This window comes from Calothrix sp. NIES-2100 (assembly GCF_963875285.1).
In the GTDB taxonomy this organism is placed as follows: domain Bacteria; phylum Cyanobacteriota; class Cyanobacteriia; order Cyanobacteriales; family Nostocaceae; genus Aulosira.
Genome location: NZ_CAWNLA010000001.1, coordinates 3,049,444 through 3,071,263, shown reverse-complemented (window position 1 = coordinate 3,071,263; position 21,820 = coordinate 3,049,444). Strand labels below are relative to the sequence as shown.

Here is a 21,820-nt window from a genome sequence, read left to right as displayed (position 1 = left end):
TTTATGGAAAGTTTATATACTGTTCCACAGGACGAATTAATGCCGGATAGGCTGGCTCAGATGTTCCATACTGGGGATGAATAGCGATCGCACTTATGCGTTCTCCAGCCTTTAGGTTTCCCAATTTTACAGAGAATCTACCATCGCTATTAGTATTTACTGTGGCGATCGCTTGATTCAATGTGCCCATATTCCCATTCTTTTCACTGACTGTATAAATTTCGACTACTGAACCAGTAGCCGCAAAACCATCCAGCGTCACCGATCCATCTTGTAAGATAAAGAATTCCCGACTGAGAAAGCTTGGCGCATCAATCCCAAAATTACCCGCCTGACGATGACGCTGATAGCTGTCATGTACTGGGTTAGCGCCATCCCCTTGCTGGTAGTCACGAACACCAACATTTTGCTGACTTACTAGGTCAATACTTAGTCCTTGTAACTTAGCAAATTGGTTATTTTGAATCCGGTTACCTTGGCTTTGGGGGTAAGCGGCGATTGTTACCCCAGTGCCTGGTTGCTCGGTGATTTTGTTATTCACCACTTCATGTCCTTTCCCCATCAGGTAAATTGCTGCGCGATGGAACTGTTGACCGTTATTACTGATGGTATTATTGAGAATTTTTACTGAACCTTCAGGTTTAAATAAATACAACCCACTGCCAGCATTAAATTGAATTAAGTTGTCTGTAATCTTTGTGTTGTTAATTATACCTTCAAGGCGAATTGCATCGGGCATCCCCGCCAAGCCATTATGAGTAATAATGTTTTCCTTGACTTGTAAATTTTCTGCCCGGATTGAGGTAATAATGCCGCTACCATCATGATGGGCAATGCGATTATTTTGAATGGTTGTCCCAACACTATTAAAAACAGATACCCCAAAAGCCGAAGTTTTGGAGGGTAAACTGGCATCCGGTGGTATCCCCAGCCAGTTATTTTCAATAAATACATCTTTCGGCGGTGTGGAGAAGTGAGTTTTACCTTCTTTCATCTCGACAACTTCCGAAAGTGGTGCAATAAAAATATCTGCGGGGGGGAGACTCGCAGTAGCGCCATGATGAGCATTAAATCCATATATACTTAAGCCGCGAATGATGACACCATCAGCGACAACCGTAAAACCACGGATGATATCTGCATTACTATTAGACGTAATTGACACAACTGGTGATTTCGCCTGATCATATCCAGGTTGTGTAGTACCATCCACTAGCAAACCTGGACTAGCTAGGGGTGGTAACAATTCCTGAAGAGCGATCGCTCTTTCTTGAGGTGGTAAATTAAACTCAATGCGGGACTGTGCATTACTACCAAGGGTTTGCACCTGAGTTTTTTCGCGATCGCTCAACTGCTCAATTGGCAATGTACCATTAACAAGAGCGATCGCTTCTCGCAACGTTACTACATCATCAGCTTGTATCGCCCCATCTTGATTACTGTTCACCACTACTCTGATGGAGGTTTGTGGAGGCTGACTCATAGCTACTTCTGGTAATGCCAAAAGTAACAAGCAAACAGCTTTACTGAGGACAGACACATCAAAATTGATTAATCCAAGAAAAACTTTCATATTCTTAACTTCTCAGGTTCTCCTGTTTTATCAACCACTGGTTGCACCACAGATTCTTGTTGCTGGGGAGGCGCAATTTTCTGCTGTCCAAAACCATCAAATAATTCGTTGAGTTTGAGTGTTATACCCAAATAAGCGCCACCAGCAGAACGTGTACCAGAGAAATCGCGGTCATCGACTCGACCAAACACATATCCCGCCGCCATGCGCAGATTAGGGCTAAGGTAATAACCAGCTTCAATCACAAATCCTGTTTCGGTATAAGTAGATTGATTAATTACCCGCGCCTCACCTACCAAATCCATGCTGTATCCTAGGCGATAGGTAGCCCGAAATTGTGCCAAATTTACCGTACTCGTACCGACTAAATCGCTAGCTAGGTAAGAGGTACTTTGACGCAGGGCATATTTGCCATAAAATTCCCATTGCCAGTTAGGTGCATAGATAGCTTCTAAGGCAAAGGTATGGTCATTGGAACCTGAACCGCTACCTAAGAGGATAGTATCAGGGATGGTTGAGGGATTTTGGCGATATTCATAACGCAAGAGGGCGTTAAACTTATCGTCATTGGGGTCACGGTAAGCTAAACCCACCTTCAAGTTGACCGTATCTCCTAATCCTGTCAGCCTTTGATTAGAAGAATTTGCCTGTTGATAACGTATCAAAGCTGTGAGAGACGGAGAAATTTTCCCCGTAGCCGCTGCTGAGATGACGGTATTAGAACCACCAGAGGAACTACGATGTTCGTAGCGGGCGCTGGCTTGAAAATCAGGGTTATCACTGTATTCTAAGCCAACGCTGTAACTATCGCCACCATCAAATCCAATCGAAGCAGCGCTTTGACCAGGGGCGAAGGGTTGGGCAAATTGCTGACCTGCGCCAGTGCGTTGGAAGAAGCTACCAAATACGTGTTCGTAAGCCAGATTTAACCGCAAACCAGGAGCAATAGACCAGCGATTATTTAACCCGATCGCGCCTTGGGTAGTTAGTTCATTAGCACCACCTAAAATTGAGTAACGACCAGTGATAGTGGTATCTGTACCGAGTTTGTGTTCACCGTTGACACTTAAACTGGTGATGGAGTTACCAGAAAGTTGACCACCACTGTAAAACTGTTGCGCCAGACTAACATTAATCCCAGGAATCACAGCCCAATTCAAACCGAGAATGGTACGGTCTGGATAAACAGCATCTTTGGAGGAAGATAAAGTGACCTCATTTTGCGCTTGGAAAGTCAGGTTAGTTGCTAAGGGGATAGAAAGACGCGATCGCAGTTGGTCAGAATTACTTCGGAGATTATTTGTAGCTATCCTATCTTCTCTGTTGCGATGAATCCAATCAACATCAACAGTGACGCTACCAAATTTTTGCTGAATTCCAGCGGAAATTGTCGTTAAGGAGTTATCAACCTTACTACCAGGGACAGCTTGAGAACGAGGTGAAAATAGTTCTTCAAAGGTATCTAAAGGTTGGGGTGCAATGCCAAAATTATCTTCGTGGTCATATTGCAATCGGACATTTGTAGTTTGGGAAACTCGACCTGTAACCTGTGCGCCATAGCGAGTTTGACCGGGGACAAAGCTGATAGTGGCATTATTGGCAAAACCAGTATCTGCAAAACGATAATAAGCACGACCTTGGATACCTGGTAAAATCTGCCCTTGGGCTTCTACGCGATAAGCTGCACCAGTAACTTTACCCATCACATCAGAGTCATTGCTGGAATGGGCATATTCGGCGATGACTTTACCCTCTTGACCCAGAGTAATTATGGCATCAGCGCCGTAAAGTTCAAACCCACGCACCCCTTGATTTTCTTTAATGTAGGTTGCGCCGATCCAACTTTCACTATTAAAGTTGCGAGAAAAGTTATATTGCAGACGCGCCGCATAGATATTGCTGTCAGAGTCCTTGCTATCATATTGATAGGTAACAACAATCCGCCGGACTAAAACTTGACCATATTGATCAACATCTGTGCGGAGAATCGGTTGACGAAATAATAAAGTCCCGCGATCGTAGTCGATTTCGTAGTCTGAACCTCTGTTTAACTGCTTGCGTTCCAAGACAGTACCAGGACGATTCAGTTCTTCTAATTCTAGAAAGACATTTTCGCTACCTGAAAGCAAGATGCGGCGAGACAGGAAATAATAGCCGCTAGTACCGTCAGGCGCAATGGTATCACGTTGGAAACCTTCGAGATTGTTGCCGTAGAACCCTGTAAATTGGAAATTTCCTAAATTGTAGTTGGCTTTAAAACCGTGAAGTTGACGGGTAATTGCAGTGAATTGCTGTGACGAACGGGCAAATTCCTCAGTATTGTAGTCACCCCACATCACATAATCGGGGGTAGCACCGGGAATACCAGGGGAACGTTCTAAACGGACAAATACACTATCAATTGAAGGAGTGACAACATCAACTGTAGAACTATCGCCATAAACAGGATAGTTTTGCTCACTGAATTGGTTACTGCGAAACAGGCGATTATCGCAGTTGCAGTCTTCGTTGAGAGTCCGAGAACTATTGTATGCACCAGTAAACAACCAATCACCGATCGCACCTGTTGCAAATACCGCCGAGTGAAAATCTAACTGTGTTCTATGATCTTTGTCAGGGTTGAGAAAATCACGGAAACTCCCATAATAATTTGTCCCTCTAGCCCCTAAACGCAAATCCACCACCCCAGTCAAAATACTCGGACGCAGGGCGGTTTCAAATTGCACAGGAGTAAAGGCTTCTAACTCATTAGCATTGGCTTTAATTGTGACTGTTTGGGCATTTAAAGTGGATTTCAGCTTGGCTGTAAATTCCCCTTCCTTCACCTCTACCTGAAATCCCGGTTGATCCGGTTTAAAATCTGCCCCGATAAACTCCCCAGCACTGGCTGCTAAAGTGACAACAGTATCCCATTTAGAACGGTTGTTATTCGCATCCAACAACTGTCCTTTGATTGTGGCTGTAGAACGCCCATCTGCGGGAATCCGCGCCTCCACAGTCTCTAATTTCATCTGCGTGGGTGCGCCACGAACTACCACTCGCCTGCTCACGAGGGGTGCAGTTGAGCCGACTATTTGGGCAGTAATGGTATTTTCCCCTTCTTTTAAGGAAACCCCATACCATGTTTGCGTGACTAATTTGGTTGTCGCATCTGTAGCTGTACGTCCAATCTGCGAAGTATCTGCCAGCTGTCCATTCACACGTAATTCTACGGTGGCTCCCTGAGTAAATTCCAGAATTACCGTAGTCGCTGCCACATCAACTATTTCATCGGGTGTGGGAGTGAGAATTTTTACTCCTGTGGCAATATCTGGTGTTGGTGTCCCATTGGCGATTGTTTGTAAGCCTCTAGGCAACTTAATATCAGATGTTGCTTGAAAAGGTTGGATACCCCTAGTAATCTCAAGTTCAGTTGCAGACTCGTCAAGATTGACGGGGAAACCCTCGGACATGGAGATGCGGGGATTTGGGAAGAATAAATCACGATCCGAACTGAGTTCAGGACTCTCTGACGCAAAGACGGGGGGATCTGGGAATAATAAATCATGATCCGAACTTGAGATAACAGATTGCTGTTCGTTACTTACAGATGCTACTTGTTGTAAGCCTCTAGGTAATTGGATATTATCTGCTGGTTGAAAAGGTTGTATCCCAGCAGTAATATCAGGTTCACTTGCAGATTGATCGTTAGTACTGACAGGGAAAGAGGCGGAAGCAAAAACTTGGGGAGTGGGGAATAATAAGTGATTCTCTAAATTTGATGTACCAGATGCGATTTTTTGCAAACCCTTAGGCAATGGAGTATCATCTGCTGGTTGAAAAGTTTGTATCCCAACTGATTCCGTCTCGGATGTAGTCGATTCTAATTGCTGATCGAGAACAACTCCCCGTGTCATACCTAACTGTTGCGGAGAGTTTTCGTCAGTAAAGTTCTGTTGTTCTTGGATAACCGCAGTATTTTCAGCCTGAGCTATGACAGGATACAAAACCAAACTTACAGCCCCAGCTACAGCCCCGATTAATTTCAAATTGATAGTATTGGCATGGTGCAGTCTGGTTTTCATTTCTTCACCTCTGAGTTAAAGGTGGGAGTGACTGCAAAGTTCATGCGTACCATACCACCAGGTTCTAAACGCACCAAACGAGATTGGCTATTGCGTTCGCGGAAGCGGACGTTTGGTGCGAGGGTATAACCAGGAAGACTACTCAAGTCGAGAACACCTGTGTGACTTCCTGGTAAGACGTTAGCTAGGGAGAACAAACCATTTGGATCTGTGGTGATGCGGTTACCGTCTTCCATGAAAATCACCGCATTAGGTACACCAGGTTCACCAGGTTGTTGTTCACCATCAAAGTTTTTATCTACGAAAACGCGACCGATAATAGTACCGCAGTCAGATACTATTCCCGGTCGAATTTTTAACTGATGAGTAGCTGGCCCATCTTTAACAGCGAAATCGTTGTCAGTCCGTTGGGCGTTGACAATTGCAGAATTGCGACCCGAACCACGCACAGCATCAGGAGTCAGTTGGGCAGCATAGGCAATATTGATGATACTTCCAGGTGCGATCGCCTCTGTAGTCCGTAATATAATTTCTGAACCACTAGTTTCGGCGGTAAAGTTGACTGCTTGACCACCAGCCTCACCCCGCACAGATTTAGGTAAAAATTTGAAACCTAAAGGTAAAGTATCATTAACTACTAAATTATCTAAAGCAGTATCAGCAATATTTTTCAGAGATAGGCGATAGATCACCGTATCTCCAGGTTCCGCCGTAGCGCGATCGGCTGTTTTGATAATCTGCACTTGTTGTGTTTGACACAACCCTAAATCCAATTTTAGAGGTAATAAATCTAGCCCGATCCGTTCCGCATCCGATACTAAAACGGTGTTACTTAGTTGGGTTGTACCTTGCAGGCTAATTGGTAAGCCATCTATAGAAGTAGCGCTATACTGAACAATCTGGTTACTTCCTTCACCACTAATATTGACAATTGTTAACTTAATGCGTCTTTGCGTATAAATAGAATTGGCAGGCGGATTGACTACCAAAATATAAGTTTTACCTTGAGCAGTTTGTCCCTTATCTTGATCAAATAAGAAGTTGTAGTATCCCTCAGTTGCATTTGTCAGCAAAAATGGGTTACTATTTTCTGAATTTGGGTTGATACCTTTGGGAATATTATTATTGGGAATATCCGGGACTTCTGTCCGTGTTAGAGATACTAATTGTCCTAGTTCTGTACCCAGCGGATCGTTAGGATTTGGCTCGTACAAAGCCACAGAAAAGCCTTGATAATCAGGTAAAATTTGCCCACCACAACCGAGAATCCGCCCCAAAGGGTCAATTAAAGGTTTAGAATTAGCTTGATTTAGACCAGAACTACCTTGAAATGTATATTGACTAGTTGGATCTGTATAAGTATATGTAGCTTGGTTAGTGATTGCTGTAGGCGCAATCCCATTATTAAGTTGAGCAAAAACAGGTATTGGACTCTGTAAAAAACTTCCGACTAAAATGGTTGTCGCAAACCGCTTAAACCAGCCACCATCAGAAATCTGATGTTGCAAACTTTGACGGCGCACTGAATTTTTCTCCTGTTGTCAGTTGTTAGTTGTCAGTTGTCATTGGTCAGTTGTCATTGGTCATTATTTATTTCCCCGCGTCACCGCGTCTGGTTGTCTTCCGGTTGGTGAGTTTCGGCTACGCTCAACTACCGTGAAGTCGAACCACATCCCCTAGTCCCTAGCTATCGCACTTGAACTTGATAAGTCCCCTTAACAGTCTCTTTAGCCGCAACAGATGAGCCGAATTTCCAGCGGATATGAGTGTAAGCGGTTGCTGGTGCTGGACGAGTTTCTTCTTTACCATTGGGAAGGGTGACTTTGATTGTCGGATTTTCGACAAAGCTACGTCCGCTATCAATGCTGTAGGTAATCTTTGCGCCTTGTTTATCGTTGACGGTAGCAGATTTCAGTACATACACCATTCCCTGGGGAATTGCTTGATTGATGGTGAGGTTCTTGACGGCTTTATCGCCATTATTACCACCAGTGACTGTATAACGCAGCACATCTCCTCGCTGCACTGTTACTTGACCTTGCAAAGCTTGCCATGTAACTGTTTGTTTACCTTGGTTATCTTGTTGCACTACTTTCTTTTCTGCTTCTAAGCGCAACTGTACTGGCCCTTTTTTGGCGCTTTGGGCGATCGCACTACTGGACTGCCACGCAGATGTTAATATTGGTGTCTGTGTAATAAATGGTGCTAATGCAACGATCGCAACTGCGCCAATACTAGCAAGAGAAAAACCTTTCATGGATAATACCTTCTTTAAATTTCAAAAATTCTGATTTCAACGTATCTGTGTAGGTTGGGTTGATGTAAAGAAACCCAATATTATGGGTGTTTTGTTGGGTTGTGCTGTCGCTTAACCCAACCTACAATTTCCTACTAGTTCACCTTCCGTTTGAAAGTAAAAGTTCTTTGTACACCTGGAGCAATCTGTACACCGATAGTATTCACATACTTAGTGACATCAGTAGCCTGTGTTGTACCACTTTGCTCAGAAGGAGTATAAGTAATTGTTGCACCAGTACCAGAATCTACAGCAGAACCCATAACGTGACTGGTATCAATAATGCTGTTGCTATCCTGATCTAAAGCCCAATTACTGTTAGCGCCTAAAGTACCATCTTCAGTAATTACCAAATTGTTGACATTGAGAAGAACATTATTAGCTCCATTTGTATTATCTTCCGCAGCAATATTCTTGTAACGGATGAGATACTCAATAATTTCTCCAGGTAAAGGAGTTCTTGGTGTTGCAGTTCCAGTACCAACTACTGGTGTAGTTTCAAAATCACTTTGAGCTGCTCTTGCTCCTGTTAAGACATTTCCACTAGCATCTAAAATCCGAGAAAGTTTCACCAGTTTCAAGAAACCTGTGTACACTCGGTCAATAGTAATGTTGCTGGTAGTGCCACCAATAGTAGCGGTAATAGGTACAGGATAACCTTTACCTGTGTCTGTAGAGAGTGCAGTATTTGCTGGCAAGTCAACGCTGACATTATAGTTAGTTGGTGTATTAGCAGCAACGTTAGGAATAGAAATTGCTGTACCATTTGTGAGACTAAACGATGTACCATCGTAAGTATAGGTAGCTGTTTGAGCAGCATAAGTAATAGTTACTGTAGTACTAGCAGGTAAATCTCCTGCTGTTGCTGGTGGTGTAGGTACTAAAGTCACTGTACCTGCATTACTACCACCGTTAATAAAGGTGTTGGTAAATGTAACCGCAGATGGATCAATCTTTGTACCTGGTGCTGTATTTGCCGGAACCGTAGAAGACTTGTTAGTGAAGTCCGTATTATTATCATTGGTAGGCCCTAAAGCTCCTGGTTGACCATTGGGGCCATTGAGAAGGCTTGATGTATTAATTGTGAAAACATTAGCTTCACCAAGAGGCCCAGTACCATCGTTACCATTGTTAGTGGTTTCTGAACCTGTCTCTGGATTAGTTGGTGTATCAATATAACCATCCTCAACAGACCCAGCGGGTATAGTATCAGGAACACCATCACCATTGCTATCAGTTCCCGGAAAGCTTGACGTACCAGGATCGTAGTTGCTGGGGTTGTTGTCACCTGATTCATCATATACTGGCTGGTCATTACCAACTGTGCTACCAAATACTTGAGCTATGTTGGCAATAGTTAAAGGTGCTGTAGCTGTTGATTTAACTTTAACTTTTATAGAAAAGCCAGTAATATCTGTTCCATCAGCTGGAAGAGAAGTAATAGCATCTTTGTTGATGAAACCTACGCGAGTGACGTTTGCTACTGTATCACCACTTTGTAAAGCTCCACTATTAAAGCGTTTCCATGTGGCTGCATTAGCATCTATAGTTCCTACAGCACTGGTAGTATAAACAGGTTCCCAATTTGCATTAGGTGGTGTCGGTGCTGTACTTAAGTCTAATTCTGTACCTGCGGGAATAGCATCAGAAACCAAAATACGAGTTTCCGATCCAGTATTTAAAGTAATTGCACTACCCTTTAACGCAGAAGGTGTAATATTTGTACCTGTTATAGTATTGTTATCAACCTTCAAGCTTAATCCGTAGGTAATAGTGTCATCTGTGATAATACTTTGGGTACTATTGTTGTTATAGGCAGTTTGAGTTTTCTTTAAGATGGCCAAAGCGTAATCTTTACTACCAACAGTCGCAGTACTATTTGCGGATGCTTCTTTCTCTCCTCCTACTGGCGAGCCATTCACATCCGTAGGATCAGAATCTGCTAAGTCTTCTGTGTAGAGTTCTTGATTAGCAGTGGAAATACTTAATGGTTGGTTTTGATCGCTAGGAGTCGAGGGTGTATTACCTAATGTTACCTTAATAGTTGTACCAGGTGTTGCCGCCGCATTAACTGTTACGGGTACACGCACTAATACAGTTCCAGTTTTGACTGAAGTGGAACCTATATTAGTAGCTGGATTGTAAACTGGAATTGTCGATGTTAAGGCATTCGGATTAGTAACATTAATCCAAGTTACACCACCATCTATACTATATTGTACTGTGCCTACGGTACCAGCACCCGATACCGATTCTGTCAGGGTTACAGCACTAGGAATGCGGATTTGAGTCGGATCGTTACCAATGTTAGTAACACTAAAGTTATAGGTTAATACGTCACCTACTTGGACTGTACCATTTGTACTGTCACTGATAGCTCCAGCCGTAGCAGCAATACCCGTAACTTCCGCCACTGTTACGGTAACTGTGTTGGATGTAGAATCTATGGTTACACCTGGATTATTAGGATCTTCGTAAGTAGCAGTCGCGGTGTTACTGATTGACTGTCCCGCAGCGGTTCCTTCCGCTAATACAGGCGCAACAAACTGGAAAACGCCATTGGTTAATAATGCTGTTGCTACGACAGAACGGTAGAACCTGGATGACTGTTTGATAAATTTCTGTTTTTTTGGCATGATGGAAGTGTATATATTCAATCGAAATTCATCCTGCGGTGACACGCAGGATTTCTCTTAACAATTCATTGAGAACTTGCCCAGTTAAAATAACCCAAAGCTAAAAGCTTTAGGTATGGATATTTGAGGGATTAACTATTGATTGACCTCAAATATTATGCAAGCAGATATGCACAGATATTTTCCAGCCGTCATAGGTGCTTTGTTTTGGTACATCAACAATTGCACTCATGAATCACGGGAAATATTTGTATACGATGTTTGCTGATAAAAAAAATATACATTTCATCCCCTAAAAAATCTTCCGTAAAAATAATGATCTTTTTGATGGTCAATTAATAGAAATAAGCAGGAGTACAATATTATTTTTTATTCATAGTAATTTTATATGTAAATAGATAAATCCTCTAAAAATGCCAGTTTAAAACTTAAAAATGAGGAAAATGTGAGTATCTTTAAAATCGGCAATGCTCAAAGCTACTGGCTTTCAGGAATCGGTCTAAAGCAGTAGCTCGCCGATATATTATTTCCAAAATAAAATAGAAATTTTATATATGAAGCCTATAATATCAAGTTTAAAACTTAAAAATGAGGAGAATCTGAGGAACCTCAAGATCATTCGTGATTAATTTGGGCTTCTATTGGGAACTTTACAGGTTCTTTTGTTAAAGGTTGGTGTACTTTCCATAACGGAATTATAAAGCGGATAATTACGAAGCTTTCACTACTAATATCTAAAAATACATCGGTAGTAACGTAGCATCGCCATATTCTGACTTTAAATCGATATTTAACAGTATTTAAGCGAATTTATATTACTTTTTAGAGTAAATATTTGTAGTTAGATATATTACTTTAAACTTATGATCAGAGAAAGGGGGGTTATAGCCATCTTGACAAGAGAACATAAATACAAGTCATGACAGGAAGAGAATTTGAACAATAGGAATTACGAATTATTCAAAGCGATCGCACAGAACTCTCAACAAAGATCCCCGACTTCTTAAAAAAGTCGGGGATCTGAAGCTAACTGATTTTCACAAATTTTGACTGTTGACAAATCAAATTGGCAAGCGATTAATATCTTTATTGTGTCCAATAACCACCATCGCCGTACCACGCTCTAAACGCTTAGTGGGTTCAGGATTAATCAGAAATTTACCATCATGACTGACAGCCAGCAAATTCAACCCATAGCGATTACGCAGTTGGAGTTCGGTGATAGTTTTACCATGAAAATCGTCAGGGACAATCAACTCGACAATACTGTTATCTGGATCGAGGTCAAATCGCTCGATGATTGATGGTTTGGTGAGTGTGCGTGCTAAAGCACAACCTGCTTCGTATTCTGGAAACACAACATGATCTGCTCCCACTCGTTTTAATAGCTTTTGGTGAACTTCGCTAGAAGCTTTAGCCACTACATGGGGGACACCCCCCTCTTTCACATTTAAAGTAGTAATGATACTCTCTTGAATATAGTTGCCGATGGCGACGATCACTGTATCAAATTCAAAAATTCCTGCTTCTTTGAGTGCAGCAGATTCTGTGGAATCTAACTGTAAAGCATGACCTACTATACGCTCTGTCAATGCTTCAGATACTCGCTTTTCATCAATATCTGTTGCTAGTACCTCATAACCTAATCTATGCAGTGTAGAACATACAGAGCGACCAAATCGACCTAAACCAATCACTGCAAATTGGTGATTATTTTTGCCTAAACTGCGAAAAAAGCTTAATGCTGACAGATTCACAAGTTTTATCCTTAAATAGCGCTCCCTGGATTTAGGGCAAAAAATTACACTGATTTTATGCAAAAATATATTTGCCTATCAGTGTAAATTTTATCATTAGCTGGAAAATAGGAGCTAGGGGCTAGAGGCTAGAGAACAGAGATTTTCATACTTCATACTTCATACTTCATACTTCAGTTGACTTTAGCCGACTAACAAGTTTTCTTCGGGGTAGTGAATTCGGGTAGGGCGTGGGTCTCCGAGGATAGCAGACATCAAAAGGAGAATTCCCACCCGTCCAATATACATTGTGAGAATTAATATTAACTTGGCAGCTGTGGAGACAGTTCCGGTAATACCAGTTGAAAGACCGACTGTGGCAAAGGCTGATACTACTTCAAACAAAATTTGGATAAAATCTAATTCGGGATCTGTTAGGGCAATTAAAATTGTAGACCCAATCACGGTAGCTACAGAACCAACTAACACACCAACAGCTTTCAAAATGAGATTGATGGCTATTTTCCGTTCATATAACAAGACTTCTTCTTTACCTTGGAGAATTGATTGAGTGCAACTGGTGAGAACTCGCAATGTTGTAGTTTTCATCCCGCCACCTGTACCACCTGGACTAGCGCCAATAAACATCAGTGCAATGGTGATAAACAAACCTGCGGTGGTCATTTTACCAATATCAATGGTGTTAAATCCAGCAGTTCTCGGGGTAACAGATTGAAACCAAGCTGATAAAAACTGATCGCGTAAATTCATCCCTCCAAAGGTTTGTGGGTTTCTTGATTCGATAGATAAAAAGGCAATTGTCCCTATAAATAAAAGTATTAAGGTTGTGCTAGTTGCAACTTTAAAATCTAGCGAAAATACTTGGCGGGCTGTTTTTTTAAGAACGCGATCGCGTAACCAGAGGTACATTTCTAAAATTACCTGATAACCAATACCCCCAAAAATAATTAATGTGGTGACTGTGAAGACTACAAGCGCAGATGATTGATAGCCAATTAAATTATCCTTGAATAGGCTAAAACCTGCATTATTCCACGCATTGATACTATGAAAAATTGCCAACCATAGCCCTTGACTCCAACCATGATCGGGTACAAAAGCTGGTAAAAGTAAAAACACGCCAGTAATTTCAAAAATTAGGGTAGTGGCAATAATCGAGCGAATCACCTGGGTGCTACCACTCATCCCCGGTCGGTCTAAAGCTTGTTGAATGGCGATTTTGTCTCGCATGTCAAACTTGCGCCCAATGAGCAAAATCAAAAAGGTGGTCGTGGTCATGTAGCCCAAACCGCCAATTTGCGCTAATAGGGCAATAAAAAACTGACCCCAAAAGGAAAAATAAGTGCCAGGATCAACTACCGATAAACCAGTCACACAAACTGCGGATGTTGAGGTGAACAACGCCACAATCGGATCATTCCAATGACCGCTACTAGTTGAAAAAGGCAGCATCAGTAGGATAGCTCCTACAGTGATGACAGCGAAAAACCCTAAACAAATTGTACGGGCAACAGTCATACCAAGGTAAGATTCATAAATTTTGCTAAGGGAGTATGTATGGGGTTTAGCCTCCCGAAAATCAAAAACACCCTTATTTAATTAAAAACACACATGGTAGCCTACGAATATGTTTATTTAAATTCTGCTTTGTCTTAACACTGCTTTCCTTATGAGTGCAACACTTTATCAACAAATTCAGCAGTTTTACGATGCTTCCTCCGGTCTTTGGGAAGACATTTGGGGCGAACATATGCATCATGGCTACTACGGGCCGAATGGTACGCAAAAAAAAGACCGTCGTCAGGCGCAAATTGATTTAATTGAAGAACTGCTTAATTGGGCAGAGGTAGAGACGGCGGAAAATATCTTGGATGTAGGCTGTGGGATTGGTGGTAGTTCTCTTTACTTGGCTGACAAGTTTCATGCTAGGGCGACGGGAATTACTCTGAGTCCAGTACAAGCTGCTAGAGCTACAGAACGTGCCCAAGAGCTAAATTTGAGTAATCGCAGTCAATTTTTAGTGGCTAATGCGCAAGCAATGCCATTTGAGGATAATACCTTTGACTTGGTTTGGTCTTTGGAAAGTGGTGAACATATGCCAGATAAAACCAAGTTTCTGCAAGAGTGCTACCGAGTGCTAAAACCTGGCGGTAAGTTAATTATGGTGACTTGGTGTCATCGCCCGATTGATAACTCGCCATTGACAGATGATGAACAAAAACACTTGCAGGAAATTTACCGGGTGTATTGTTTACCTTATGTGATTTCCTTGCCAGAGTATACCGCGATCGCTCGTCAACTTCCTTTACAAAATATTCGTACTGCTGATTGGTCAACTGCTGTCGCCCCATTTTGGGATTTTGTGATTGATTCGGCGTTTACTCCTCAAGCTATTTGGGGTTTACTAACTTCCGGCTGGACGACGATTGTGGGGGCGCTTTCACTAGGTTTGATGAGTCGCGGTTATCAGCGCGGGTTGATTCGGTTTGGTTTGTTGTGCGGGAATAAGTAGAGCATGAATCAGTTTTCTGGGCAAAAGTCTTTTGGTGTGTGGGGTCGCTGGCTTTATGCTTTTTGGCAGTTTTCCCGTCCACACACAATTATTGGTACGAGTTTAAGTGTATTGGCTTTGTATTTGATTGCGATCGCTGGAGGTAATGGTAATTTCTCTTTGACACATATTTTGGGAGCTTGGATTGCCTGTTTGTGTGGCAATGTTTACATTGTGGGGCTAAATCAACTAGAAGATATTGAGATTGACAAAATTAATAAACCTCATCTTCCACTAGCTTCAGGAGTTTTTTCTAAAATTCAAGGACAATTAATTGTGGCGATTACTGGTGTTTTAGCACTGGTTATCGCTGGGCTAAATGGCCCTTTTTTGTTGGGGATGGTGGCGATTAGTTTGGCAATTGGGACTGCTTATTCTTTACCACCAATTCGTTTGAAACGCTTTCCTTTTTGGGCAGCTTTCTGTATATTTTCAGTGCGGGGGACGATTGTTAATTTAGGGTTATTTTTGCACTTTAGTTGGTTATTGCAACAAAACCAAGCAATTCCCGCGACAGTGTGGGTGTTGACAGTGTTTATTTTGGTGTTTACATTTGCGATCGCTATTTTTAAAGATGTTCCCGATATGGAAGGCGATCGCTTATACAATATCAATACCTTGACAATCCAACTTGGGCCAAGAGCAGTCTTTCATCTGGCGCTTTGGGTATTGACTATCTGCTATTTGGGGATGATTTTAGTGGGGATGTTACGTTTGGCCTCAGTGAACCCTCTATTCTTAGTGATTACTCATCTGGTAATGCTGTGTGTGATGTGGGTGCGCAGTTTAGCGGTAGACTTGCAAGACAAACGTGCGATCGCTCAATTCTATCAATTCATTTGGAAACTGTTTTTCATTGAATATTTGATTTTCCCCATTGCCTGTCTTTTGGCTTAAAAAAATGCTCGAAACCTTTCACACAACTGATATTCTGGCAATTGTGGCCGTAGTCTCCAGTATAGCGCTACTCATTTATTTTGCTGTCAAGACTTTGATCACTTCTAATTTATTTCAAAAAGGTGTCAATCTTTATCAACAGCAAGATTATAAAGGTGCAGAAACTGTTTTTCGGCAAGTGATTGAGCGTAACTCTACTAATGATATGGTGCGCTTGCTGTTAGGAGATGTTTTAAGAGAGCAAGGTAACATTGTCGAAGCAAAAACATGGTTTGAAGACGTAATTAGTCGCAGTCCGAAAAATCCTCAAGGTTACTTGCGTTTAGCGAATGTGCTAATGCAACAAGAACAGCGAGAAGCAGCTAAAAGTAATCTGCAACAAGCCAAAGAGTTATTGCAGAAACAACGTCAACCAGAAAAGGCTGAGAAAATCACTCGGCTGCTAGAAAAGATGAATGCTAAATCAAATTAACCATTTTCAGTTGTAAAAATTGATTGGCTCAGATCCCCGGCTTCATCAAGAAGTCGGGGTTCTTTTGTCGTAGCAATACCCATTTACTGGCTTAACACCAAGGGCGGATGAAAGGGGTATGAAAAGCGATCGCATATTCTGGAAGATTAGGACTTTGACACTCTCCGCCCCCTGACCTTGGGGAGAAATCAGGGACTTACAAAAAATAAATTACCCATATTCCGTAGTGCGAGCATCTTGCTCGATGAATGAACATTAGCTTCCTTTACGCTCGCACTACAATTGAGGATTGGTATAAAAATTAATATTTAATTAAATTAATACAACTATCCCAGCTTGATATTGTAGAAACAATTTAATTATGAAATGATTTGCAAATTACCAGTGTCAGCTTAACGAAACTATAGGTATAGTAGCAAATATGCTAAAAATCAAAACTCTGCTGCCTGCGGTTATGATCGGTTTATGTTTGACCCAGGCTAATGGTGCTTTGGCTACAACTTCCGCTCTGGGTTTAGCAAAATTCCCGAACTCTTATCAAGCAACAGGAACTCAGAATAAAAATGCTATTGCTATCTTTGAGCAGGGAATTAATCTCTATGCACAAGGAGATTTAAAAGGAGCAGAAGCGGCTTTTCGCAAGGCCATTGAAATAGAACCTAACTATGCGAAAGCTTATATTGGTTTGGGTAATACACTTGATGATTTAGGTAAACCCACTGAAGCGATCGCAATTTATCTGAAAGCGATTAGTATTGATCCTCAAGAACCTGGAGCCTATCTAAATTTGGGTTTAACTTTGGTAAAGCTCAATCGCTTAGAAGAAGCAATTGTAGAATATAAAAAAGCGATCGCTCTCGCTCCACAAAATGCAGTAGCTCACTATAAGTTAGGCAATGCTTTCTACAATCAAGATAAATTAACAGCGGCAATAGGTGAATATAAAACTGTCATTAGCCTGGAACCAAAAAATCCTCTAGGTTATGCTGCTTTAGGTCATGCTTTGTACGATCAAGGTAAGCTACAAGAAGCGATCGCTCAGTATCAAACAGCTATTAACCTCGATCCTAAGTATGTAGAAGCGCGCTATCACTTAGGCATCGCTTTTTACGAACAAGGGAAACTAGAAGCCGCAGTCAGTGAATATACGGAAGCTATTCGTCTGGAACCTAACTATGCACCGAGTTATGCCCGGTTAGGTAATGCTTTGTACGATCAAGGGAAAATTGCCGAAGCGATCGCCCAATACAAAAAAGCCATTAGCCTTGATGCTAAATATGCCGCCGTTCACTATTACTTAGGTATTGCCTACCATGAGCAAGGTAAGCTAGAAGCAGCAGTGGAAGAGTATACAGAAGCTATCCGCCTGGAACCACAAGAACCTTTAGGATATAGCCTGCTAGGAAATGCGCTGTATGCTCAAGATAAAGTTCAAGAAGCGATCGCCCAGTACAAAAAAGCCATTAGCCTCGATCCTAAGTATGCAGAAGCTCACTATGATTTAGCCAGAGCTTTATATGAGCAAGGTAAATTAGCCGAAGCAATTGCCGAATACACACAAACCATTCGCCTAGAACCAAATCATATCAGAGCTTATACAGGTTTAGGTAATGCGCTAGACGATCAAGGTAAACCACAAGAAGCGATCGCCCAGTACAAAAAAGCTATTAGTCTCGATCCGAACTCTGCGATCGCTTATTATAATTTGGGAGTCACTCTCGGCAGACAACAGCAACGAGATGAAGCCGTTGTCCATCTCAATAAAGCCAAAGAGTTATTTCAAGCTCAAAAAAACAAGGAGATGGTGGAGCGAGTTGAACAATTACTACAAAAAATTAACTCACAAATAAATTAAGGACAATATTAATTATTATTAAAGTACCCCACCCCCAGCCCTCCCCGTAAACGGGGAGGGCTGGTTTTGCGTTAGCAAAACTGGGGTGGGGGGAGGCGGATCTTGATGGTAAGCTAGAGAATTCGCTCATCAGCGCGATCGCACAAGCGATGACAGTTTCACCAAGATTCCCTTTACCTTTCCCGGTAAAACTACGACAGCTTGTCTTTTGACATCTACTATCAATAACCAGAAAAATAGCAATTGGTGCTGTTTCTACCTGGTGTGAGTAACGTGAATAAAAATATTTTTGTGCTTCCAGTTGTTGTGCAAACCTTACTGGTAGCTCATCCTGTTGTGGCTGCTGATGCTGAAATCAAGCAAAAACCAATAATTTCCAATATTCCCAATATAACTGATATTGATCTACCCTCTACAAATGCGGAATTATTAACACCACAATCTGTAAGCAATCAAATTAGTCAAGAAACTCAACCCGAACAGCCAACAACAGAACCAAGTTCTACAGATGATGCAGACATCACCATCGAAGCAATTGGCGAAGAAGATACTTTACCTAAATCCACTCCCACTTATGTAATTGAGCAAGAAGAAATTAAAAAACAAGGTGCTAATAGTGTAGCCGACATCTTAAAAAGAATGCCCGGTTTTGCTATTAATGATGCCGGACATGGTGCAGATATTCACACAGGTACATATTACCGAGGCGCTTCCATTAATCAATCTGTATTTCTGATTAACGGCAGACCTATTAATACTAATATTAACATTTATCATGGCGGCACAGATTTAAATAGTATTCCTGTAGAAGCGATTGATCGAGTAGAACTCTATAGCGGTGCAGCTTCCGCTTTATATGGTTCCTCAGCCTTTGGCGGAGTTGTCAATATCATCACCAAAGAAGGTTATGGGCAACCAAAAGTATCTAGTAGTATAGAATTTGGTTCGTTAAGCCAAAATAATCAACAATTTAGTTATGGTGGGGCTACTGGTTCTTTAAAGTATAACTTTAGCTTTGAAAGATACTTTACAGATAACCGTTACCGCGTCCCTGTAGGCGCAGCTAACCGCGATGCTGAAGGATTTTTCTTCAATGCGGATACAGCTACAAGTACTTATTTTGGTAATGTTGCTGTAGATTTAGATGCTAAGAATTCTCTGAGTTTTGATATTACGAAATTAAGCAGTCGCCGGGGTTTAATTTATTTCGGTTTTCCGCTCCAACGAGATAGATTAGACCATGATGGACTCAATGCTGGGTTATCTTGGAAAACTCGCTTAGGTAATGGCGAAAATTCTACCCTGACAACGACATTGGGTTATAACCAAGATTATTTCAGTACCTATGGCCCGACAGTTTTTCAAGGCAAAGAATATTATCGTACAGGTATTTTAGATACACAACAATTATCAGCTAGGGTGGATCACGAATGGAAATTTACCCCGAATAATCAATTGCGTTGGGGCTTAGATTTAAAAAATACTGATTTATATGGTGATACTTTAAGTACTAGCCCGAATAGAATTGCTACTAACGAAACAGAAAATCGCAGTATTTTCACCACAGCCTTATTTGCAGTTAATACTTTCAAATTCAACGAAAATTTTCTGGTAGATTTAGGACTCAGACAAAGTTTTGACGGACAATTTGGGAATTATCTTAATCCCAGTGTAGGTTTACGTTATGCTGTCGCCCCCACTATTGCTGTCCGTGGTAGTTGGGCTGGAGGACAGCGTAACCCTGGTTTAGACCAATTATATGTTTATGATACGGTTCATGGTTGGGAACCAAACCCTGATTTACAACCAGAAACCGGTTCATCTTGGACTGCGGGAATAGATATTAACTTTTCCGAAAATTTAACGGGACAGTTTACTTACTTCGGTAGTAGTTTAGATAATCGCCTGGGAGTAATCGCGGGAAAATGGCAAAACATTGGCTTGGTAGATACTAATGGTTTAGAAGCGGCGTTGCAATTAAAATTTGCGAGTAATTGGTCAACGTTTGTGAATTACACTTATACAGATGCCAAAATCCAAACCGGGACAGAAAAAGGTTTGCAATTAGGTTTAATTCCTTACTCTGTACTGCAAACGGGTATAGGTTACCAAAATTCAGGATGGCAGGCTAATTTGTATGTTACTTACAATAGTGGTGCGCGTCGCTCCGTTTTTAATAGAACGGGTGAAAGTCCCACAGATTTCGCGCCATCGTTCCTGAATTTAGATTTTAGCGGTCGAATTCCCATCACTGCAAATTTGGGATTGAGATTTTACTTAGAAAATTTACTTGGTGAACAATACGAACGTGTGAACCGGATTTATAGTCCTGGGTTTACTTTCCGCGTCGGTTTAAGTTCAGATTTATAGGAATGGGGCATGGGGCATTGGGCATGGGGCATCCCTTCTCTTCGAGACGCTACGCGAACGGCTTCGCTCAGGGCAAGTGGGCATTGGGCAATTGGTGATTCTTCCCTGTGCCCAAAAACTCCAACCCATTGTGGTCACTGAACTCTACCAATCAATTACAATGGCTAGATATGAGAGCCAGAATTGAAAACGAAGTACTAATCATCAACCACGAGGACTTACCAGAGTTTAAAAAGGGCGGTTCCGTGGTGAGAAATTCCTATTTTTGGGCGCTACGTTCCATCGCTGGTAAATCTGGGCGTTATCGTGATTGGGAATACGAAACAGAAGTATGGCTGGCTTTAGCGCGAATGCTGTTGTCGTTTGCGGAGTCTGGCTATTTAGGTTACAGAGAAACTCTATTAGAATTTCCCCAATCTCAAGAGCAAATTCCCGACTTACTGCGAGATGTTGCAACGTGGGAATGAATAAGCTAATCCGCTTTTAAGTTGCATAATCCCTAATTATCTTTTTTGGTAACTTTTGCTAATCGGCGTTTAAAGTTAACACCAAAAGCCAAAGCTGTGGCTGAACCAAGAACAGTCAGAGGTTCAGGACAATTGACAGATGATACAATAAATTTATCCAATTGCAAAGCATTTTCAAATTCATAAATGCCATTTACATCAGGATCAAATAGGGTTAAATTGGAGACAGGCCTAAAATATTTAGATGGATAAAGCTGCAAGAATCCTGATATTGTACTTGATGGCTGATTTAGACTTCCTAGTGTATAGGGAATAGTGATTGGAACACTTGAAAAATCAAAATCAAGTTCTGAAGGCTCACCATAGTTGAATGATGATTGAATAGAATTAGGTCTGAGTTTGAATGTGATTCCGAACCCAGCACCAACACTAATGTTAGTGTTTCCGTCCTCGCCAAATTCTCCTCCGCCACCAACATACACAGAAACACTTTCTCCTCCTAATTTTTCACTACATTCTAGACAAAAACGCCCCAATTTAAAAGTGAGCGGCTCTTTAGGTTTGGGTTGAGGAACAGGAAGTGGATTTGGATCTGGATTTTCTTTAGGATATTCAAAAAACCAAGGATAAGGCAATTCTAATAATGGTGGTGGTGGTGGTGGTGGTAGTGGTGGTGGTGGTGGTGGTGGTGGTGGTTCAACTGGTTGAGCAAAGGATGATTGTTGTAACGTTATCGTAAAAGAGGAAGACAAAATAAGTCCAATAAACCCTGCTAACAAGTGTCGTTGAATAAAATTATTCATGATTTTTACTTGTTTTTTAGTTTGTGATTCAGCGATCGCCTTCAGGTATCTAATCTTTGATATTACCAGTAAGCTATTT

Annotated in this window: 14 protein-coding genes; 6 read left to right on the top strand and 8 right to left on the bottom strand. The window is 41.6% G+C overall.

The features are described 5' to 3' along the window. Position 1: 1 nt before the first annotated feature. The 7 genes from AACU32_RS12980 to AACU32_RS12950 all read right to left on the bottom strand — a co-directional run bounded on the left by AACU32_RS12980 (position 2) and on the right by AACU32_RS12950 (position 13,844). Positions 2-1,573 (bottom strand): right-handed parallel beta-helix repeat-containing protein, encoded by a 1,572-nt coding sequence (locus AACU32_RS12980; protein ID WP_096600078.1) that lies wholly within the window; start codon positions 1,571-1,573, stop codon positions 2-4. Further along, a complete protein-coding gene (locus tag AACU32_RS12975) occupies positions 1,570-5,637 on the bottom strand; it encodes an Ig-like domain-containing protein (RefSeq protein ID WP_096600077.1) in 4,068 nt (1,355 codons plus the stop codon). Before AACU32_RS12975 ends, AACU32_RS12980 begins: the two co-directional genes overlap by 4 nt. Next, positions 5,634-7,160, bottom strand: coding sequence for a DUF11 domain-containing protein (locus AACU32_RS12970; protein WP_096600075.1), 1,527 nt, complete (start codon positions 7,158-7,160; stop codon positions 5,634-5,636). The genes AACU32_RS12975 and AACU32_RS12970 overlap by 4 nt, the downstream gene beginning before the upstream one ends. A 164-nt stretch (positions 7,161-7,324) precedes the next feature. Continuing rightward, positions 7,325-7,894, bottom strand: coding sequence for a DUF11 domain-containing protein (locus AACU32_RS12965; RefSeq protein WP_096600073.1), 570 nt, complete (start codon positions 7,892-7,894; stop codon positions 7,325-7,327). A gap of 134 nt (positions 7,895-8,028) precedes the next feature. Then, the gene (locus AACU32_RS12960; protein WP_096600071.1) at positions 8,029-10,569 is read right to left on the bottom strand and encodes a beta strand repeat-containing protein; all 2,541 of its coding nucleotides are present in this window, start codon (positions 10,567-10,569) and stop codon (positions 8,029-8,031) included. Positions 10,570-11,630: 1,061 nt separating this feature from the next. Then, positions 11,631-12,326 carry a potassium channel family protein gene (locus AACU32_RS12955; protein WP_096600069.1) on the bottom strand — a complete coding sequence of 232 codons (696 nt, stop codon included), beginning with the start codon at positions 12,324-12,326 and terminating at the stop codon, positions 11,631-11,633. 183 nt (positions 12,327-12,509) lie between these two features. After that, a complete protein-coding gene (locus AACU32_RS12950) occupies positions 12,510-13,844 on the bottom strand; it encodes a TrkH family potassium uptake protein (protein WP_096600067.1) in 1,335 nt (444 codons plus the stop codon). A 151-nt stretch (positions 13,845-13,995) separates the two neighbouring features. On the opposite strand from AACU32_RS12950, the gene AACU32_RS12945 reads away from it, so the two are divergent. The 6 genes from AACU32_RS12945 (at position 13,996) to AACU32_RS12920 (ending at position 20,938) form a co-directional block, all read left to right on the top strand. Further along, the gene (locus AACU32_RS12945) at positions 13,996-14,838 is read left to right on the top strand and encodes a methyltransferase domain-containing protein (protein ID WP_096600065.1); all 843 of its coding nucleotides are present in this window, start codon (positions 13,996-13,998) and stop codon (positions 14,836-14,838) included. A gap of 3 nt (positions 14,839-14,841) precedes the next feature. Beyond that, on the top strand, positions 14,842-15,774 hold the full coding sequence (locus AACU32_RS12940; protein WP_096600063.1) for a homogentisate phytyltransferase: 933 nt from the start codon (positions 14,842-14,844) through the stop codon (positions 15,772-15,774). Between the two features lie 4 nt (positions 15,775-15,778). Continuing rightward, positions 15,779-16,246, top strand: a complete 468-nt coding sequence (locus AACU32_RS12935) for a tetratricopeptide repeat protein (protein ID WP_096600062.1) — start codon at positions 15,779-15,781, stop codon at positions 16,244-16,246. Positions 16,247-16,667: 421 nt separating this feature from the next. Further along, positions 16,668-18,101, top strand: coding sequence for a tetratricopeptide repeat protein (locus tag AACU32_RS12930; protein ID WP_096600060.1), 1,434 nt, complete (start codon positions 16,668-16,670; stop codon positions 18,099-18,101). Positions 18,102-18,374: 273 nt separating this feature from the next. Continuing rightward, a complete protein-coding gene (locus AACU32_RS12925) occupies positions 18,375-20,471 on the top strand; it encodes a TonB-dependent receptor domain-containing protein (protein ID WP_096600058.1) in 2,097 nt (698 codons plus the stop codon). 170 nt (positions 20,472-20,641) lie between these two features. Further along, a complete protein-coding gene (locus tag AACU32_RS12920; protein WP_096607977.1) occupies positions 20,642-20,938 on the top strand; it encodes a hypothetical protein in 297 nt (98 codons plus the stop codon). A 32-nt stretch (positions 20,939-20,970) separates the two neighbouring features. Here AACU32_RS12920 and AACU32_RS12915 read toward each other — a convergent pair whose 3' ends face one another. Next, positions 20,971-21,741, bottom strand: coding sequence for a PEP-CTERM sorting domain-containing protein (locus AACU32_RS12915; protein ID WP_096600056.1), 771 nt, complete (start codon positions 21,739-21,741; stop codon positions 20,971-20,973). Positions 21,742-21,820 lie beyond the last annotated feature (79 nt).

What these genes read in the sequence shown, in the direction of transcription:
- AACU32_RS12980 (WP_096600078.1), bottom strand. Translation starts at nt 1,573, where the DNA reads ATGAAAGTTTTTCTTGGATTAATCAATTTTGATGTGTCTGTCCTCAGT.
- AACU32_RS12975 (WP_096600077.1), bottom strand. Translation starts at nt 5,637, where the DNA reads ATGAAAACCAGACTGCACCATGCCAATACTATCAATTTGAAATTAATC.
- AACU32_RS12965 (WP_096600073.1), bottom strand. Translation starts at nt 7,894, where the DNA reads ATGAAAGGTTTTTCTCTTGCTAGTATTGGCGCAGTTGCGATCGTTGCA.
- AACU32_RS12960 (WP_096600071.1), bottom strand. Translation starts at nt 10,569, where the DNA reads ATGCCAAAAAAACAGAAATTTATCAAACAGTCATCCAGGTTCTACCGT.
- AACU32_RS12950 (WP_096600067.1), bottom strand. Translation starts at nt 13,844, where the DNA reads ATGACTGTTGCCCGTACAATTTGTTTAGGGTTTTTCGCTGTCATCACT.
- AACU32_RS12945 (WP_096600065.1), top strand. Translation starts at nt 13,996, where the DNA reads ATGAGTGCAACACTTTATCAACAAATTCAGCAGTTTTACGATGCTTCC.
- AACU32_RS12940 (WP_096600063.1), top strand. Translation starts at nt 14,842, where the DNA reads ATGAATCAGTTTTCTGGGCAAAAGTCTTTTGGTGTGTGGGGTCGCTGG.
- AACU32_RS12935 (WP_096600062.1), top strand. Translation starts at nt 15,779, where the DNA reads ATGCTCGAAACCTTTCACACAACTGATATTCTGGCAATTGTGGCCGTA.
- AACU32_RS12930 (WP_096600060.1), top strand. Translation starts at nt 16,668, where the DNA reads ATGCTAAAAATCAAAACTCTGCTGCCTGCGGTTATGATCGGTTTATGT.
- AACU32_RS12920 (WP_096607977.1), top strand. Translation starts at nt 20,642, where the DNA reads ATGAGAGCCAGAATTGAAAACGAAGTACTAATCATCAACCACGAGGAC.
- AACU32_RS12915 (WP_096600056.1), bottom strand. Translation starts at nt 21,741, where the DNA reads ATGAATAATTTTATTCAACGACACTTGTTAGCAGGGTTTATTGGACTT.